Below are 18,377 nucleotides of genomic sequence, written 5' to 3'. Positions count from 1 at the left end.
GTGTTCTAGAACGTTTATGCTGCGAAGCATGAACGCCCGAACCACCGCCACTGCGCGCCCGACGGCCGCCGAGCTGGACCTGCTGCAGGTGCTGTGGCGCCTGGGCCCCGCCGACGCCAAGACCGTGCACGAGGCCCTCCTGCCCGACCGACCCGACGCGACCTATGCGACCGTGCTGCGGCAGCTGCAGGTCATGCACGGCAAGGGCCTGCTGAGCCGCGACGAAAGCCTGCGCCCGCATCTGTATGCGCCGGTGCATGCGCAGGACAAGCTGCAGCAGTCCCTCGTCAAGGACTTCATCGCCAAGGCCTTCGCCGGCTCGGGCAAGGCCCTGGTGCTGGCGGCCCTGAAAAACCATGTCAGCGCGAAAGAGCGCGCGGAAATCCGCCAGCTGCTGACCAAGAACGGAGATGGGGCATGAGCCTTGAATTTGCGATGAACGCCTGGGGCTGGGCGCTGTTGAATTTCGTCTGGCAGGGCGCCGTCATCGGCGCTGGCGCGGCACTGCTGCTGGGCCTGCTGCGCGGCGCCTCGGCGCGCTGGCGCTATGCCGTCTGCGCGGCCAGCCTGGGGCTGTGCCTGGGCTTGCCGCTGGCGCAGTGCCTGGACCTCGCGCCGGCGGATGTCGAGTTCACCGGCGAGCTGCCGGCGGTCCTCGAACAGCTGCCAGCCCTGGTCACCGCCTGGGCCCTGGGCACCGGGCTGATGCTGGCGCGGCTGGCACTCGGCCTGGCCTGGGTGCACCGTGCGCGGCGGCGCAGCACGCCGGCGCCGGCGCAGTGGCAGGCGCGATTGGACGGGCTGGCGCGCGGCCTGGGCCTGCGTCGCGCGGTCGGCCTGCGCCTGCTGCCCGAACTGGCCGGCCCCATCACCGTCGGCATGCTCAGGCCCTGCGTGCTGTTGCCCGCCGCGCTGCTGAGCCGCCTGCCGGTGGACCTGCTCGAAGCGCTGCTGGCGCACGAGCTGGCCCATGTGCGGCGCTGGGACTACCTCGCCAACCTGCTGCAGAGCGCGGTGGAGGCACTGTTCTTCTTCCATCCGGTCGTCTGGTGGCTGTCGGCCCGCATGCGCGCCGAGCGGGAGCTGGTGGCCGACGAGATCTCGGCGGCGCTGCTGGGCGATTCACGCCGCCTGGCGCTGGCCCTGCATGCGCTCAGCGAGTTGCAGCCGCATGCGGCGCCGGCCGTCGCGCTGGCTGCCGGCGGCGGCGACCTGCTGCGCCGCATCGAGCGCCTGCTGGCGCCCAAGCCGCAGGCCACCGGCTGGAAGCTGGCCCTGCCGGCCCTGCTGATCGCAGCGACCAGCTTCGTCGTGCAGGCCAAGGGCCGCGACAAGCCCGACGCACCCGAGCCCACCGCCGTCACGGCCACGGCCACCGGAGCGACGCCGGCCGATGCGTCGCCGGCCCAGCAGCTGCGCCTGCCGGTCAATGCCAAGCACGTCGTCGTCATCGACGACGCCACCGGCAAGGTGCTGATGGCGCGCAACGCCGATGCGGTCGTGCCCATCGCCTCGCTGACCAAGCTGCTGACCGCCATGGTCGTGCTGGACGCCAAGCTGGACCCGAACGAGAAGCTGCGCATCACCGACGACGACGTCGACACGCTCAAGCACAGCCGCTCCCGCGTGCGCGTGGGCACGCAGATGTCGCGCCAGGCGGCGCTGGAGATGGCGTTGATGGCGTCGGAGAACCGCGCCGCCGCGGCGCTGGCGCGCACCTTCCCCGGGGGCGAGGCGGGCTTCGTGAAGGCCGTGAACGCCAAGATCCGCGCGCTGGGCCTGAGCCGCACGTCCATCGCCGAGCCGACGGGCCTGTCACCGTCCAACACCTCGACCGCCACCGAGATGGCCGCCATCACCGCGGCCGCGGCGCGCTACGGCGAGATCGAGCGCATCACCAGCGTCAAGAAGGCCAAGGTGCCGGTGGACGGCCGGCAGCGCGAGATCCGCAACACCAACCGCCTGGTGGGCGCCAAGGGCTGGAACATCCGCGTCTCCAAGACCGGCTACACCGAGGAGGCCGGCCGCTGCCTGGCGATGCGCATCATGAACGGCAAGCGCCCGGTCACCGTGGTGCTGCTGGACGCCGACGGCTCGGCCAACCGCCTGCGCGACGCCGCGCTGATCCGCAAGTCGCTGGCCCGACGCATCGACTGACCACCATGCAAAGACGCCACCTGCTCGCGGCGGGCGGAGCCGCCCTCGCCCTGCCTGCCGCCGCGCTGGACTTCGCACCACCACGCGCACCCGCCGCGATGCGGGTCAGCCCCGACCGCATCATCGACATCGCCGTCGGCATCCGCCCTTTCCGGGCCCAGGGGCCGCGCATCGAGGCCGAGCGCCGCTTCGGCAAGACGCTCGTCCACCACTATGGCCATGGCGGCAGCGGGTGGTCGCTGTCGTGGGGCTCGGCGCAGCGGGCGCTCGCGCTGGTGCAGGCCGCCGCCAAGCCTGGCGAGCGCATTGCCGTCATCGGCTGCGGCGCCATCGGCCTGACGACCGCGCGCACGGCCCAGCAGGCCGGCTTCAAGGTGCGCCTGTATGCCAAGGACCGCCCGCCGCGCGTGCACTCGTCCGCAGCCACCGGCCTGTGGACGCCGGACTCGCGCATCGTCGCCAGCGAGCACGCCGGCGAGGCCTGGACAGCCGGCTGGGAGGCGATGGCGCGGGCGTCCTTCAAGGTGCATCAGGGCTACCTCGGCCTGCCGTCCGGGCCGGTCGAATGGCATGACGGCTATGTCGTGTCCAACGAGGGTTTCGACACGGCGCTGCCCGGCCATGTCGGCGAACCGGACTATCCCGACCTCCATCCGCGCATCGCCGACCTGCGCCCGCTCGGCAAGGCGCTGGAGGCGGGCGAGCACCCTTTCCGCGCCGGCCAGGCACGCCGCTTCACGCAGCTGGTGTTCAACATCCCGGCCTACCAGCGCCTGCTGCTGGACGACTTCGCGCGCGATGGCGGCGAGCTGGTGCAGCGCGAGTTTCGCCAGCCGCGCGACTTCGCCCGCCTGCCGGAGCGCCTCGTCGTCAACTGCACCGGCGACGGCGCGCGCGCACTGCTGGGCGACACCGGCATGACGCCGGTGCGGGGCCAGACGGCGCGCCTGATCCCGCAGCCCGAGGTGGACTACGCGCTGATCTACCGCGGCCAGAACGTCGTCGCGCTGCCGCGCCGCGACGGCCTGCTCATCGCCGCCATGGGCGAACACGACTTCGGCAGCGACGACCTGCGGCCCGACCGCGCCCAGTCAGAGGACGCCGTGCGGCGGCTGGCGACGCTGTTCTAAGGCGAGGCCGGTCCGTCCGGCGTTTCGGACTCGCCCAGCAACAGGGCCAGCAGCACGGCCGTGCCGATCGGCATGAAGATGACGATGGCGATGAACCACGGCGCGAAGGCGCGCCCGGTGCGCCGCACCAGCTGCATCATGAACACGCAATGCATGGCGCCGGCGATCATCAGCCCCAGGCCCATCAGCGTCATCTTGGCCGGCGAGGGGTCGTCCTCGTTGGCGCCGCTGATGAGCTGCCACAGGCACAGCCCCGCGACCAGCAGCGTGATCAGCGAATACTCGACGCCGCTCTTCACTTCGGCTTTCATTCAGCTCTCCTCGATCAGTTTCTTCAGCGGCGCGGGCAGCGCGTAATGCGCGAGTTTCTCCCGGGCGACCCAGGTGCCCGTCGGAGCCGTCGCCGCGGGCGCGTCGGCGCGCAGCGTGTGCAGCACCCAGTCGAAATGCGTCAGCGCATGCTCGATGCGCGGCAGCGTCTCGGGGCTCGCGCCAGCGACCGCGGCGCGGGCGCTGGCCTCGTCGTCGAACATCGGCAGGGTCCACAGCCCCGCCCAGACCCCGGTGCCGGGACGCTGCTGCAGCAAGACCTGGCCCCCGGCGTCCTGGATCCAGAGCCACCAGTTCTCGCGCCGGCCGCGCTTGAGCTTGCGCGTCTTGACGGGGAAGCGCGTCGGCTCCCCCTCCTGCCGGCCGCGGCACAGCGGCTGCACCGGGCAGATCAGGCAGTTGGGCGACCGCGCGGTGCAGACGGTCGCGCCCAGGTCCATCAGGCCTTGGGTGTAGCGGTCGACGTCCTGCGCGGGCAGGAGCTCGGTCGCGTGGTTCCACAGCGTCTTCTCCGCGGCACTGCTGGACAGGTCGCCGTCGAAGGCGAGCACGCGCGACAGCACGCGCTTGACGTTGCCGTCCAGGATGGCGACGCGCTCGCCGAAGCAGAAGGCCGCCACCGCCGCGGCCGTGGAGCGGCCAATGCCCGGCAGCGTCTGCAGGCCGGCCGCGCTGCGCGGGAACTCGCCGCCATGCAGCTCGGCCACCGCCTTGGCGCAGCCATGCAGGTTGCGCGCGCGGCTGTAGTAGCCCAGGCCCGCCCACATCGCCAGCACCTCGTCCAGCGTGGCCGCGGCCAGGTCGGTGACGCGCGGCCAGCGCGCCAGGAAGCGCTCGTAGTAGCCCAGCACCGTCACGACCTGGGTCTGCTGCAGCATGATTTCCGACAGCCAGACGCGGTAGGGGTCGCGCGTGTTCTGCCACGGCAGCGTGTGGCGGCCGTGGCGGCGCTGCCAGGCGACGACGGTCTTGCCGAAGTCCGAGATCAACGCTTCTGGCATGCCGGGCAGAAGAAGGTGGAGCGCTGCCCCTGCACGATGCGCTTGATGGCCGTGCCGCAACGCCGGCAGGCCTGGCCCTCGCGGCCATAGACCTGCGCCTGCATCTGGAAGCTGCCCGCCACGCCATGCGCGTCGCGGAAGTCGCGCAGCGTCGTGCCGCCCGCCTCCAGCGCCTGGCCCAGCACGGTGCGCACGGCCGCGGCCAGCTTGTCGGCGCGCGGGCGGCTGAGCTTGCCCGCGGGCAGGCGCGGGTCGATGCCGGCCATGAAGAGCGCCTCGCAGGCGTAGATGTTGCCGGCGCCCACGACGATGTCGCCCGCGAGCAGCGCCTGCTTGATGGCCACGCGCCGGCCGCCCAAGGCGGCATGCAGGTGCAGCCCGTCGAAGCGGTCGTCGAAGGGCTCCAGGCCCAGGCCGCCGAGCAGCGTCGCCACCGGCTCGGCCTGCAGCCCCGCGGCCCAGACGACGGCGCCGAAGCGGCGCGGGTCGGTCAGCCGCAGCAGGCCGCGATCGGTGTGCAGGTCGAAATGGTCGTGTGCGCCGGGGGCAGGCGCCGTGTCGAGGAAGGCGAGCGACCCCGACATGCCCAAGTGCATCAGCAGCCCGCCGCTCCCATCGAGCGGAAGCCACAAATATTTACCCCGTCTTTGCACGCTGCCGACGCGGCTGCCGAGCAGCGTTTCGGGGTCCACGCCGATGGGCCAGCGCAGCGGTTTTCCCAGGCGCAGGCCGGTCACCCGGGCCCCGTGGATGGCGTCCGCGAAGCTGCGGCGTGTGACTTCGACCTCGGGTAACTCGGGCATGGGACGGAAATCATAATCAGCGCCTGCTTTCGGAGTCTGAATGCCGTTCCCCGTCCGCCGCATCGCCTGCGCCGCCGCCCTGCTTCTCGGGCTGCAAGCCCATGCCCAGGAGGCCCCCTCCACGCCGTTCACGAACTCGGCGATGGACGCCCCGCTGTTCTACCAACTGCTGATCGGCGAGCTCGAGCTGAACAGCGGCCAGGCCGGCGTGGCCTTCCAGGTGCTGCTGGACGCCGCGCGCCGCACCGGCGACGAGGAGTTGTTCAAGCGCGTCGTCAACATCGCGCTTCAGGCTCGCGCCGGCGATCAGGCGCTGCTGGCCGCGCGCAGCTGGGCCGACACCATCCCGACCTCGGTGGACGCGTATCAGACCACCGTGCAGCTGCTGGCCCTGCTGAACAAGCCGGCCGAGGTGCCGCAGCCGCTGGCCACGCTGCTGAAGGTGGCGCCCGACGTGCAGCGCCCGGGTCTCATCGCGGCGCTGCCGCGCCTCTTCCAGCGCTCGCCCGACCCCAAGGCCGTGCTGGCGGCGCTGGCACCCGTGCTGCAGGCGCAGACCGGCCCGCTCAAGCCCGCGGCGCTCTACACCGAAGCGCGGTTCGCGATCAACGCGGGCGAGAACGCCCGCGCGCTGGCCCTGACCCGCGAGCTCAACCAGCTGCTGCCCGACAGCGACGACGCGATGCAGCTCGCCGTCGACCTGCTGCCGGCCGAGCCCCAGGCCGAGAGCTTGATCACCCAACGCCTGCAGCAAAAGCCCGACCAGCATGCGCTGCGCCAGGCCTATGGCCGCGCCCTCATCAAGGCCCAGCGGCCCGGCGATGCGGCGCGCGAGTTCCGCGTGCTGACCGGGGCGACGCCCGACAACCCTGCCGCCTGGCTGGCGCTGGGCGCCATCGAGCTGGAACTCAAGCACCTGCCTGCCGCCGAGGCCGCATTGAGGGAGAGCCTCAAGCGCCTGGACACGCCGGCTGCCGGCACCGACGACGAGATCAAGGCCCGCGCCGACGGCCGGCAGAGCGCCTGGCTGATGCTGTCGCAGGCGGCCGAGCAACGCGGCGATTTCAAGGCCGCCGAGGCGGCGCTGCAGAAGGTCGACGGCGGCGGCATCGAGGTGAAGTTCCGCCGCGCCAGCCTGCTGGCCCGCCAGGGCAAGCTCGCCGAGGGCCGCAAGCTGCTGCGCCCCGCGGCCGATGCTGGTGATGCCGACACGCGCGCAGCCGTGCTGGCCGAGGCCCAGCTGTTGCGCGAGCAGCGCGACTACGCCGGGGCGGCCGGCGTGCTGAAGGCCGGGACGGAGCGCTTCAAGGAAGACACCGACTTGATCTACGAGCAGGCCATGATGAGCGAGAAGCTCGGCCGCTTCGACGAGATGGAGGCGCAGCTGCGCCGTGTCATCGAGCTCAAGCCTGACCACCACCATGCGTACAACGCGCTGGGCTATTCCTTCGCCGATCGCAACCAGCGCCTGCCCGAGGCCAAGGAACTGATCGAGCGCGCGCTGAAGCTGGCGCCCGGCGAGCCCTTCATCGTCGACAGCCTGGGCTGGGTCGAGTTCCGCCTGGGCAACCTGCCCGAGGCCACCAAGCTGCTGCGCCAGGCGATGGCCGGCCGGCCGGATGCCGAGATCGCCGCCCACCTGGGCGAAGTGCTGTGGGCCAGCGGCGCGCAGGACGAAGCGCGCCGCGTGTTCGCCGATGCCGCCCAGCGCGACCCGGCCAACGAGGCGCTGCGCGAGACGCTGGACCGGCTGAAGGTGAAGCCTTGAGGGCCGCGGCACTGGTGCTCGCGCTGGCGCTGGCCGGCTGCGCGCAGTTGCAGAAGGCGCCGCCCGCCGCGGTGCAGGAAGCGCGGCTCAGCGGCCGCATCAGCGTGACGGTGGCCGGCAATGTGCACAACCGCGGCACCGGCGGCGCGGCCAGCTTCGAGCTCTTCGGCGGCCCGCAGGCTGGCCGGCTGGAGCTGACCTCGCCGCTCGGTGCCCTGGTGGCCCGCGCCGAATGGCGGCCGGGCCGCGTCATGCTGCAGACGCCGGGGGACGAGCGCCAGTTCGACGACCTCGACGCACTGACCCGCGAGCTGCTCGGCGAGGCCGTGCCTGTCGCCGCGCTGTTCGACTGGCTGCAGGCCCGCCCCTGGCCGGCCGCGCCGCACCAGAAGACGGCCGGCGGTTTCGAGCAGCTCGGCTGGCGCATCGAGCCCAAGCTGCCGGCGCTCGTCGCCACCCGCCTGGCCGACCCGGTCGTCACGCTGCGCGCGCGGCTGGACGACGGCTCGTGAAAGCCTTGTACGACCTGGCCGCGCCGGCCAAGCTGAATCTCTTCCTGCACATCGTCGGCAAACGCGCCGACGGCTATCACCTGCTGCAGTCGCTCTTCGTGCTCGTCGACTGGGCCGACACGCTGCATGTGGAGGTGCGCGGCGACGGCGCGCTGCAGCGCCACGACGTGCTGGGCGGCGACCTGCCAGCGGACGACCTGTGCCTGCGCGCCGCGCGGCTGCTGCAGCTCGATACCGGCTGTACGCTGGGCGCCGACATCCACCTGGAGAAGCGCCTGCCCGCCGGTGCCGGCATGGGCGGCGGCTCGTCGGATGCGGCGACGACGCTGCTCGCGCTGAACCGGCTCTGGGGCCTGCGCCTGCCGCTGGAGCGGCTGATGGCCCTCGGCCTGAAGCTCGGCGCCGACGTGCCCTTCTTCCTCGGCGGCGGCCCTGCCTTTGTCGAAGGCATCGGCGAGGTTCTGCATCCGCTGGCCCTGCCCGAACAGCGCTTCGCGGTGCTAAAGGGCCCGGCCGGACTGGCGACCAAGGACATCTTTTCAAGCCCGAGCTTGGCAAGGTCCGAAAACCTGGCTATAGTCGCGGGCTTTCCCGCCCTGGCAGGAACTGCAGAAAGACTGGTTGCAGGCTTTGGTCGAAACGACCTCCAGCCCGCCGCCGAAGAAATCAGCAGTGAAGTGCGAGACGCGGTGGCGCTGATGTCGAAGCAATTCGGCAACGCCCGGATGACGGGCTCTGGCGCTGCGGTGTTCTCGGTACTCGCCGAGGATGGAAAAGATGGCAAGGACGACCAGTCCCTGGCGACATTGCTTCAGGCTCAGCCTGAAGGGTGGACCGGTCGAATCTGCCGCAGCTTAGGTTCTCACCCGCTCGCGGGCTGGGCCGGCTGACAAGGTTTATAGGGTTCGGCCGCTCGGCCGGGTCCTGTGTAGGGGAGTCGCCAAGTTGGTCAAGGCATCGGATTTTGATTCCGACATGCGAGGGTTCGAGTCCTTCCTCCCCTGCCAAATGTTTTCCGTATTTCGCTGAACCGGCTCTTCTTCAGCGGGCCACCGATCCAAGGAAGCCCAGTGCTGCTCAACACGGTTCTCTTCACCGGCAACGCGAACCCGGTTCTGTCCCAGGAGATCGCGACCCATCTCGGCCTCGAGCTGGGCAAGGCGGTGGTCGGCCGTTTCTCGGACGGCGAAGTGACCGTCGAGATCCAGCAGAACGTGCGTGCCCGTGACGTGTTCGTCATCCAGCCCACCTGCGCGCCGACGAACGAGAACCTGATGGAGCTGCTGATCATGGCCGACGCGCTCAAGCGCGCCAGCGCCCGCCGCATCACGGCCGTCATCCCCTACTTCGGCTACGCCCGCCAGGACCGCCGCCCGCGTTCCACCCGCGTGCCCATCTCGGCCAAGGTCGTCGCCAACTGCCTGGAGACCGTCGGCGTCGAGCGCGTGCTGACCATGGACCTGCACGCCGACCAGATCCAGGGCTTCTTCGACATCCCGGTCGACAACATCTACGCGTCGCCCGTGCTGCTGTCGGACCTGAAGAGCCGCAACTACAGCAACCTCGTCGTCGTCAGCCCGGACGTCGGCGGTGTCGTGCGCGCCCGCGCGCTGGCCAAGCAGCTCGGCTGCGACCTGGCCATCATCGACAAGCGCCGCCCGGCCGCCAACGTCTCCGAGGTCATGCACGTCATCGGCGACATCGACGGCCGCAACTGCGTGGTCATGGACGACATGATCGACACGGCCGGCACCCTGGTGAAGGCGGCGGAGGTGCTGAAGGCGCGCGGCGCCAAGAGCGTGTTCGCCTACTGCACCCATCCCATCCTGTCGGGCCCGGCTATCGAGCGCATCGCCGGCTCGCAGCTCGACGAAGTCGTCATCACCAACACCATCCCGCTGACCGATGCGGCCAAGGCCTGCAAGAACATCCGCCAGCTGTCGGTGGCCTTCCTGTTCGCCGAGACCATCCGCCGTATTTCCGATGGCGAATCGGTCACCTCCCTTTTCTCGGAACAAAACAACAATTTCTAGTCAGTCTGAGTAGGGTCCCTCCCGCAAGCGGGGCCCTCCCTTTTCTCGGAGCAGAACGACAACTTCTGATCAGTCCGAGTAGGGTCCCTCCCGCAAGCGGGGCCCTCCCTTTCCTCGGAGCAGAACAACAACTTCTGATCCGGATTCCGCCGCCGTCGAAAGACGGCTTTTCAACGGTGCCTGGTCGCGGGTGCCGTTTCTCTTTTTGGAGAAAACCATGAAGTTCGTCGCTTTTGAGCGCAAGCTGCAGGGGACCGGAGCGAGCCGCCGCCTGCGAGTCGCCGGCAAGGTGCCCGGTATCGTTTATGGCGCTGGTGAGCCCGCACTGATCGAGCTCGATCACAACGCGCTGTACCACGCCCTCAAGAAGGAAGCCTTCCACAGCTCCTTGCTGGACATGGAGCTGAACGGCTCGGTCACGCAAGTCCTGCTGCGTGACTTCCAGGTGCACCCGTTCAAGCCGCAAGTCCTGCATTGCGACTTCCAGCGCGTGGACGCCACGACCAAGATCACGAAGAAGGTGCCGCTGCACTTCATCGGTGAAGAGAACTCCGTCGCGGTCAAGACCGACAAGTGCACGGTCAACCACGTGATCACCGAGCTGGAGATCACCTGCCTGGCCCAGCAACTGCCCGAGTTCATCGAGGTGGACCTGTCCGGCCTGACCCAAGGTCACTCGCTGCACGTCAATGACGTGAAGCTGCCGGCCGGCATCAAGGTCGTCACGCACGGCAAGCCGAACCCGGTCGTCGCAACGCCGGTCGCTCCTGTGGCCGAAGAAGTGATCGTCGCCGCCGCTCCGGCCGCCGACGACGCCAAGGGCAAGAAGAAGAAGAAGTAATTCTTCGGGCTTCCAGCCAACGTCGAAGGGCTCCAGAGTCAATCTCTGGAGCCTTTTTTCATGGCCGCGTCGGCAACCGCCCACCCAGGTTCTTCAACAGCAGGTCGGCCGCCACCAACTGGCGGTTGCGCGAGGCGAGGACGCTGGATTCGGCCGACAGCAGCGAAGCCTGGGCCGTGCTGACGTTGAGATAGCTGACCGTGCCGGCACGGTACTGGGCCAGCACGATGTCGAGGTTGCGCTCGGCCGCCTCGAAGGCGTCGCGCTGCAGCGCCAGCGAGGCACCGGACTCTGCAAGCTCGACGAGGTTGTCCTCGACCTCCTGGAAGGCCGTCAGCACGGCCTGGCGGTAGTTGGCCGTCGCGGCGTCGGCGGAGGCGCGGGCCTGGTCGCTGGCCAGGCGCCGCTGGCCGCCGTCGAAGAGCGGGGCGGCGACCGCCGCGCCTATGCTCCACAGCAGGTTGGGCGCCGACACGAGGTTGGACCAGGACGCACCGCGGTAACCGGCGCTGGCGGACAGGTCGATGGACGGGAAGAAGGCCGCGTCGGCGATGCCGATCTGCGCGTAGGCCGCCACCTGGCGGGCGCGGGCGGCCGCGATGTCGGGGCGCTGGGCCAGCAGCGTCGAGGGCACGAGGTCGGGCACCGGCGGCAGCTCGGGCAGGCTGGCGCTGGGCGCCAGCTGGAACTGGCCCGGCAGCTTGCCGAGCTGCGCCGCGATGGCGTGCTCCAGCTGCGCGCGCTGGGCGCGCATGTCCGCGAGCTGGGACTGCACGCTGCGCAGCTGCGTGCGCGCCTGCAGCACGTCGGTCTGCGCGGCAACGCCGCTGGCGTAGCGGGCCTGGGTCAGCTCCAGCGCGCGCTCGTTGGCGGTGACCGTGCGCTGCAGCAGCGCCTGCTGGGCCTCGGCGGTGCGCAACGCGAAGTAGCTCTGCGTCAGCGTCGCCTGGGCGGACAGGCGCAGCGCGGCCAAGTCGGCCTGGCTGGCCTGGTAGCTGGCACCTGCCGCCTTGATGCCCGTGGACAGCCGCCCCCAGAGGTCGAGTTCCCAGGCCGCGTTGGCGGTCAGCGAGTTGGACGTGGCCACGCGGCGCTGGCCGCCGTCGTCCGCCACCGAGGCGGAGCGCGTCGTGCCGCCGCCCAGCGACAGCGTGGGCCAGAGGGCCGAGCTGCTGGCCTTCAGCACCGCGCGGGCCGACGCGACCTGCGCGAGCGCGGCCGCGAGGTTCTGGTTGCCGACGACGAGATCGGCCTGCAGGCCGTCGAGCACCGGGTCCTTGAACAGCGTCCACCAGGCTTCGGGCACGACGACGTCGGGGGCGATGCGCTGCCAGTCGGCCGAGCCCTTGAAGGCCGCGGGCGGCGCCGGCTCGGCCGGCGGGTTGGGCGCCGTGACGGCGCAGCCGGCCAGCAGCAAGGCCAGCAGCAGCGGGGCGAGTGCGTTCTTGGACATGGGCTTCAGGCCGTGGCCGGTGCGGTGGAGGCGGCGGTGCGTGGGGGCATGCGGCGCTTTCGGCTGAGCCGGTCCATGCAGCAGAACACGACGGGCGTGGTGTAGAGGGTGAGCAGCTGGCTCAGCAGCAGGCCGCCGACGATGGAGATGCCCAGCGGCACGCGCAGCTCGGCGCCTTCGCCGTGGCCCAGCGCCAGCGGCACGGCGCCGAAGACGGCCGCCACCGTCGTCATCAGGATGGGCCGCAGCCGCAGCAGCGCCGCGCGGTAGATGGCCGCGCCGGAGGACAGCCGCGCGCCGCGCTCGGCCGCGCCGTGCTGGGCCGAGATGGCGAAGTCCAGCATCATGATGGCGTTCTTCTTGACGATGCCGATCAACAGGATCACGCCGATCAGCGCAATGATGGTGAAGTCGGTCTTGAACAGCATCAGCGCCAGCAGCGCGCCGACGCCGGCCGAGGGCAGCGTCGACAGGATGGTGATGGGGTGGATGAGGCTCTCGTAGAGCATGCCCAGCACCAGGTAGATGGTGATGACGGCCGCGAGGATGAGCAGCGGCTGCGACTTCAGCGACGCCTGGAAGGCCTGCGCCGTGCCCTGGAAGCTGCCGCGCACCGACACCGGCGCGCCGCTGCGGGCGACGGCGTCGTTGATCGCGTCGACCGCGGCGGACAGCGACACCCCCTCGGCGAGGTTGAAGCTGATGGTGCTGGCCGGTGTGCCGCTCTGGTGGTTGACGGCCAGCGGCGTGCTGGTCGTCTCGACGCGCGCGACCGCCGACAGCGGCACCTGCTGGCCGCCGCTGCCGGTCAGCATCAGGCGGTCCAGCGTCTGCGGGCTCTGCAGCCAGACGGGCGCGAGTTCCATGACGACGCGGTATTGGTTCAGCGGGTTGTAGATGACGCCGACCTGGCGCTGGCCGAAGGCGTTGTTCAGCGTGCTGTCGAAGGCGCTCATCGTCAGCCCCAACCGCGCCAGCGCATCGCGGTCGACGACGAGCGAGGTCTGCGTGCCCTTGTCCTGCTGGTCGGTGTTGACGTCGGTGATCTCGGGCACCTCGGTCAGCGCGCGGCGGATGCGCGGCTCCCAGGTGCGCAGGTCGGCCAGGCTGTCGGACTGCAGCGTGTACTGCAACGACGCGCTGGACTGGCGGCCGCCGATGCGGATGTCCTGCACCGGCGCCATGAACATGTTGGCACCCGGCACCTTGGCCAGCTTGCCGCGCAGCCGGGCGATGACGGCGTCGATGCTCTCCTGCCGCTCGCTCTGCGGCTTCAGGCTGATGAACATGTTGGCGCTGTTGCGCTGGCCGCCGCCGGTGAAGCCGGTCACGTTGGCCACGGCCGGGTCGGCGCGCACGATGTCGTGGAAGGTGCGCAGCTTGAGCTGCATGGACTGGAAGCTGCTGGCCTGGTCGGCCTGCACGCCGCCGGTCATCAGGCCGGTGTCCTGCTGCGGGAAGAAGCCCTTGGGGATGGTGAGGTACAGGTGCACGTTCAGCGCGACGACACCGGCCAGCACCAGCAGCGCGACGGGCTGGTGGCGCAGCGTCCAGCGCAGCGAGCGCCGGTAGCCGCGCATCAGCGCACGCTGCAGGCGGGCCAGCTTGCGGCCGAAACGGCCGGGCTGCTTCGCCTCCGCCTGGGGCTTGAGCAGCGTCGCGGCCATCATGGGCGTGGTCGTCAGCGACACGAGCATGGACACGAGGATGGCCACCGACAGCACGACCGCGAACTCGCGGAACAGCCGCCCCACGATGCCGCCCATCGCCAGGATGGGGATGAAGACGGCGATCAGGCTCAACGAGATGGAGACGACGGTGAAGCCGATCTCCTTCGCGCCCTTGAGCGCCGCCTCGCGCGGCGGCACGCCGCGCTCGATGTGGCGCGAGATGTTCTCCAGCACGACGATCGCGTCGTCGACGACGAAGCCGGTCGCCACCGTCATCGCCATCAGCGACAGGTTGTCGATGCTGTAGCCCAGCAGGTACATGACGCCGCAGGTGCCCGCCAGCGACACCGGCACCGCGACGGCCGGCAGCAGCGCCGCGCGGAAGCGCCGCAGGAAGATGAAGACGACGACGATGACCAGCCCGAACGAGATGGCCAGCGTGCGCTGTACCTCCTTGATGCTGCCGCGGATGGTGGACGTGCGGTCCATGACGACGTCGACGTTGATGGCCGGCGAGATGGACGCGCGCAACTGCGGCAGCAGCGCGCGCACGGTGTCGACGGTCTCGATGATGTTGGCGCCGGGCGCCTTGTTCAGGATCAGCAGCACGGCCGAGCGACCGTTGGCCAGGCCGTCGTTGCGCAGGTCCTGCACGCTGTCGTCGATCTGCGCCACGTCGCGCAGGTGGACCGCCGCGCCGCTCTTGTAGCTCAGCACCAGCGGCGCGTACTCGCTGGCCAGGCGGGCCTGGTCGTTGGCGGCGATCTGCCAGTAGCGCTGGTCGTCCTCCAGCATGCCCTTGGGCCGGTTGGCATTGGTGCCGACGACGGCCGCCCTCACCTGCTCCAGCGAGATGCCCGTTGCCGACAGCTTGTTCGGGTCCAGCTCGATGCGCACCGCCGGCAGCGCGCCGCCGCCCACCGTCACCTGGCCCACGCCGTCGACCTGCGACAGCCGCTGCGCCAGCACGGTGGACGCGGCGTCGTACATCTGGCCGCGCGTCAGCGTGTCGGACGTCAGCGCCACGATCATGATGGGCGCGTCGGCCGGGTTGACCTTGCGATAGGTCGGGTTGCTCGGCATGCCGCTGGGCAGCAGCGAGCGCGACGCGTTGATGCCGGCCTGCACGTCGCGCGCCGCGCTGTCGATGTCGCGGCTGAGGTCGAACTGCAGCGTGACGCGGCTGCTGCCCAGCGACGACGAGGAGGTGATCTCGGTGACGCCGGCGATGCTGCCCAGCGTGCGCTCCAGCGGCGTGGCGACCGTCGCGGCCATCGTGTCGGGGCTGGCGCCGGGCAGCGACGCGCTGACCGAGATGGTCGGGAACTCGACCTGCGGCAGCGGCGCGATGGGCAGCAGCAGGTAGGCGATGGCGCCGGCCAGCGCGATGCCGCAGGTGATCAGCGCCGTGCCGATGGGGCGCTCGATGAAGACGCGCGACAGGTTCACGCCCGTGCCTCCGCAGCGCGATGGCGATGCTTGCGCAGCCTTGCAGCGAGCCCCGCGAAGCCGAGGTAGATGACCGGCGTCGTGAACAGCGTGAGCAGCTGGCTGACGATGAGGCCGCCCACCATGACCACGCCCAGCGGGTGGCGCAGCTCGCTCCCCACGCCGGTGCCCAGCATCAGCGGCAAGGCGCCCAGCAGCGCGGCCATCGTCGTCATCAGGATGGGGCGGAAGCGCAGCAGGCAGGCCTGGTGGATGGCGTCGCGCGGCGTCATGCCCATGTCGCGCTCGGCCTCCAGCGCGAAGTCGATCATCATGATCGCGTTCTTCTTGACGATGCCGATCAAGAGCACGATGCCGATGATGGCGATGATGTCCAGATCCAGCCGGAACGCCAGCAGCGCCAGCAGCGCACCCAGGCCGGCCGAGGGCAGCGTGGACAGGATGGTCAGCGGGTGGATGGTGCTCTCGTAGAGCACGCCCAGCACGATGTACATCGTCACGATGGCCGCGAGGATGAGCAGCAGCGTGCTCGTCAGCGATGCCTGGAAGGCCAGCGCCGCGCCCTCGAAGCGGGTCTCCACGCTCAGCGGCAGCTGCAGCGCATCGACCTCGGCGCGGATGGCCTTGACCGCCTCGCCCAGCGACGCGCCCGGCGCGAGGTTGAACGACACGGTGGACGACGGGAACTGCGCCACGTGGTTGACGGCCAGCGGCGCGAGCCGCTCGCTGAAGCGCGCGACCGAGCTCAGCGGCACCTGCACGCCGTTCGCGCCGGGCACGTACAGGCGCCGCAAGCCGTCCAGGCCCTCGCGGAAGCTGGGTGCCACCTCCAGCACGACGCGGTACTGGTTGCTCTGCGTGAAGATGGTGGAGATCAGCCGCTGGCCGAAGGCGCTGTACAGCGCGCTGTCGATGGCCGCGACGCTGACGCCCAGCCGCCCGGCCGCGTCGCGGTCGATGTCGACGAAGGCCTGCAGGCCCTGCTCCTGCTGGTCGCTGGCGACGTCGGCGATCTGGTGCAGGCCGCGCAGCCGCTCCAGCACCGCGGTGGTCGAGCGGCTCAGCTCGGCGGCGTCGGGCGAGGACAGCGTGAACTGGTACTGCGTCTTGGCGATGCGGTCCTCGATGGTCAGGTCCTGCACCGGCTGCAGGTACAGCGCGATGCCGGGCTCCTCGGCCGCGGCGTCGGTCAGGCGGCGGGCCACCTCGGCCGCGCTGGCTCCGCGCGTGGCCTTGGGCTTGAGGGCGATCTGCAGCCGGCCCTGGTTCAGCGTCGTGTTGCCGCCGTCCACGCCGATGAAGGACGACACGCTCTCCACCGCCGGGTCCTTCAGCACGCGCTCGGCCAGGCGCTGCTGGTGCTCGGCCATGGCGGCGAACGACGTGGCCTGCGACGCCTCGGTGATGCCCTGGATCTGGCCCGTGTCCTGCACCGGGAAGAAGCCCTTGGGCACCAGCAGGTAGAGCACCGCCGTCAGCCCCAGCGTGGCCAGGAAGACGACGAGCGTCGCGGCCGAGCGGTCCAGCACCCAGTTCAGCATGCGGCCGTACGCGGCAATGATGTCGTCGAAGGCCTTGCCCACGGCGCGCCACAGCCGACCGTGGTTATCCTCGTGCTCGTGCTTGAGCAGCCGCGCGCACATCATCGGCGTCAGCGTCAGCGACACGAAGGCCGAGATCAGGATGGACACGGCCAGCGTGATCGCGAACTCGTGGAACAGGCGGCCGACGACGTCGCCCATGAACAGCAGCGGGATCAGCACGGCGATCAGCGAGACCGTCAGCGAGATGATGGTGAAGCCGATCTGCTTGGAGCCCGTCTGCGCGGCTTCATACGCGCTGACGCCCTCGCCCCCTTCTTCCATATGCCGCGCGATGTTTGGGCTGCGGCCGGGCGCTGTCGCGCCCTTCACGTCGGCTTCGCCGACATGAGCCTGCGCCGAAACATTGCCCCTCCCCTCTTCGAGGTGACGGGCAATGTTTTCGATCATCACGATGGCGTCGTCGACGACAAAGCCGGTCGAGATCACCAAAGCCATCAACGTCAGGTTGTTGATCGAGAACCCCGCCATGTACATGACGCCGAAGGTGCCCACCAGCGACACCGGCACCGCGACCGCCGGGATGATGGTCGCCGGCAGGCTGCGCAGGAAGACGAAGATGACGCCGATGACCAGCACGACGGCGAACAGCAGCTCGTGCTGCACGTCGGTCACCGACGCGCGGATGGTGGTCGTGCGGTCGGACAGGATCTGCACGTCCAGCGATGCCGGCAGGCTGGCCTGCAGCTGCGGCAGCACGGCGCGCACGCGGTCCACCGTCTCGATGACGTTGGCGCCCGGCTGGCGCTGCACGTTCAGGATGACCGCCGACACGGAGGACTTGCCCGCCTGGCCGGCCCAGGCCGCCAGGCGCAGGTTCTCGGCATCGTCGACGAGCTCGGCCACGTCCTTGAGCCGCACCGGGTTGCCGTTCTTGTAGGCGATGACGAGGTTGGCGTACTCGGCCGCGCTGCGCAGCTGGTCGTTCGCGTCCAGCGTCGAAGCGCGCAGCGGGCCGTCGAAGCTGCCCTTGGACTGGTTCACGTTGGCCGCCGCGATGGCGGTGCGCACGTCGTCGATGGACAGGCCGAGCGTCGCCAGCGAACCCGGGTTGGCCTGGATGCGCACGGCCGGCCGGCGCCCGCCCGCGATGCCCACCAGGCCCACGCCCGGCACCTGCGAGATCTTCTGCGCCAGGCGGCTTTCCACCAGGTCGTGCACCCGCGGGACGGGCAGCGTGGTGGACGACACCGCGATGGTCAGCACCGGCGCATCGGCCGGGTTGACCTTGCTGTAGACCGGCGGCATCGGCAGGTCGGTGGGCAGCAGGTTGCTGCCGGCGTTGATGGCCGCCTGCACCTCCTGCTCGGCCACGTCCAGCGCCAGGCTCAGCTCGAAGCGCAGCGTGATGACCGAGGCACCGCCCGAGCTGGTGGACGACATCTGCGCCAGCCCGGGCATCTGGCCGAACTGGCGCTCCAGCGGCGCGGTGACCGAGGACGTCATCACGTCCGGGCTGGCGCCGGGGTAGAGCGTCGTGACCTGGATGGTCGGGTAGTCGACCTCGGGCAGCGCCGACACCGGCAGCAGCCGGTAGGCCAGCGCGCCGGCCAGCACGATGGCCAGCATCAGCAGCGAGGTCGCGACCGGGCGCGCGATGAAGAGGCGGGACGGGTTCATGCCGCCGGC

Annotated in this window: 14 protein-coding genes and 1 tRNA gene; 9 read left to right on the top strand and 6 right to left on the bottom strand. The window is 70.3% G+C overall.

Features of this window, described 5'->3' with window-relative positions:
* Positions 1–28 precede the first annotated feature (28 nt).
* From ASD35_RS10320 to ASD35_RS10310, 3 genes are read left to right on the top strand one after another with little or no spacing between them, the layout of a single operon-like run.
* Positions 29–421, top strand: a complete 393-nt coding sequence (locus tag ASD35_RS10320) for a BlaI/MecI/CopY family transcriptional regulator (RefSeq protein WP_056874988.1) — start codon at positions 29–31, stop codon at positions 419–421.
* Positions 418–2,157, top strand: a complete 1,740-nt coding sequence (locus ASD35_RS27120) for a M56 family metallopeptidase (RefSeq protein WP_157275485.1) — start codon at positions 418–420, stop codon at positions 2,155–2,157. The genes ASD35_RS10320 and ASD35_RS27120 overlap by 4 nt, the downstream gene beginning before the upstream one ends.
* Before the next feature lie 5 nt (positions 2,158–2,162).
* On the top strand, positions 2,163–3,287 hold the full coding sequence (locus tag ASD35_RS10310) for an FAD-dependent oxidoreductase (RefSeq protein WP_082580074.1): 1,125 nt from the start codon (positions 2,163–2,165) through the stop codon (positions 3,285–3,287).
* Here the strand turns inward: ASD35_RS10310 and ASD35_RS10305 are convergent.
* From ASD35_RS10305 to mutM, 3 genes are read right to left on the bottom strand one after another with little or no spacing between them, the layout of a single operon-like run.
* Positions 3,284–3,598, bottom strand: coding sequence for a hypothetical protein (locus ASD35_RS10305; RefSeq protein WP_056874840.1), 315 nt, complete (start codon positions 3,596–3,598; stop codon positions 3,284–3,286). The two genes, ASD35_RS10310 and ASD35_RS10305, sit on opposite strands and share 4 nt — an antisense overlap.
* Positions 3,599–4,618, bottom strand: a complete 1,020-nt coding sequence (gene mutY, locus ASD35_RS10300; RefSeq protein ID WP_056874839.1) for an A/G-specific adenine glycosylase — start codon at positions 4,616–4,618, stop codon at positions 3,599–3,601.
* Positions 4,603–5,421 carry a bifunctional DNA-formamidopyrimidine glycosylase/DNA-(apurinic or apyrimidinic site) lyase gene (mutM, locus tag ASD35_RS10295; protein WP_056874838.1) on the bottom strand — a complete coding sequence of 273 codons (819 nt, stop codon included), beginning with the start codon at positions 5,419–5,421 and terminating at the stop codon, positions 4,603–4,605. Before mutM ends, mutY begins: the two co-directional genes overlap by 16 nt.
* A gap of 40 nt (positions 5,422–5,461) precedes the next feature.
* Here mutM and ASD35_RS10290 point away from each other — a divergent pair, with 40 nt between their 5' ends.
* From ASD35_RS10290 to ASD35_RS10265, 6 genes are all read left to right on the top strand, one after another.
* Complete coding sequence (locus ASD35_RS10290) at positions 5,462–7,189, top strand: tetratricopeptide repeat protein (protein WP_056874837.1); 1,728 nt, start codon at positions 5,462–5,464, stop codon at positions 7,187–7,189.
* On the top strand, positions 7,186–7,701 hold the full coding sequence (locus tag ASD35_RS10285) for an outer membrane lipoprotein LolB (RefSeq protein ID WP_082580073.1): 516 nt from the start codon (positions 7,186–7,188) through the stop codon (positions 7,699–7,701). The genes ASD35_RS10290 and ASD35_RS10285 overlap by 4 nt, the downstream gene beginning before the upstream one ends.
* Positions 7,698–8,591: a 4-(cytidine 5'-diphospho)-2-C-methyl-D-erythritol kinase gene (locus tag ASD35_RS10280; RefSeq protein WP_056874835.1), complete on the top strand. Its 894-nt coding sequence runs from the start codon at positions 7,698–7,700 to the stop codon at positions 8,589–8,591. Before ASD35_RS10285 ends, ASD35_RS10280 begins: the two co-directional genes overlap by 4 nt.
* A gap of 40 nt (positions 8,592–8,631) precedes the next feature.
* Positions 8,632–8,708 (top strand) — tRNA-Gln (locus ASD35_RS10275).
* Between the two features lie 63 nt (positions 8,709–8,771).
* Positions 8,772–9,734: a ribose-phosphate pyrophosphokinase gene (locus ASD35_RS10270; protein ID WP_056874834.1), complete on the top strand. Its 963-nt coding sequence runs from the start codon at positions 8,772–8,774 to the stop codon at positions 9,732–9,734.
* A 217-nt stretch (positions 9,735–9,951) separates the two neighbouring features.
* Positions 9,952–10,575 carry a 50S ribosomal protein L25/general stress protein Ctc gene (locus ASD35_RS10265; RefSeq protein WP_056874833.1) on the top strand — a complete coding sequence of 208 codons (624 nt, stop codon included), beginning with the start codon at positions 9,952–9,954 and terminating at the stop codon, positions 10,573–10,575.
* 58 nt (positions 10,576–10,633) lie between these two features.
* Here ASD35_RS10265 and ASD35_RS10260 read toward each other — a convergent pair whose 3' ends face one another.
* From ASD35_RS10260 to ASD35_RS10250, 3 genes are read right to left on the bottom strand one after another with little or no spacing between them, the layout of a single operon-like run.
* On the bottom strand, positions 10,634–12,028 hold the full coding sequence (locus ASD35_RS10260) for an efflux transporter outer membrane subunit (protein WP_056874832.1): 1,395 nt from the start codon (positions 12,026–12,028) through the stop codon (positions 10,634–10,636).
* Positions 12,029–12,033: 5 nt separating this feature from the next.
* Complete coding sequence (locus ASD35_RS10255; protein WP_056874831.1) at positions 12,034–15,147, bottom strand: multidrug efflux RND transporter permease subunit; 3,114 nt, start codon at positions 15,145–15,147, stop codon at positions 12,034–12,036.
* A complete protein-coding gene (locus ASD35_RS10250; RefSeq protein WP_056874830.1) occupies positions 15,144–18,368 on the bottom strand; it encodes an efflux RND transporter permease subunit in 3,225 nt (1,074 codons plus the stop codon). Before ASD35_RS10250 ends, ASD35_RS10255 begins: the two co-directional genes overlap by 4 nt.
* Between the last annotated feature and the right edge of the window lie 9 nt (positions 18,369–18,377).

This window comes from Pelomonas sp. Root1444, assembly GCF_001426885.1.
Lineage (GTDB): Bacteria > Pseudomonadota > Gammaproteobacteria > Burkholderiales > Burkholderiaceae_C > Pelomonas.
This window is presented reverse-complemented; position numbering and strand designations above follow the sequence as displayed.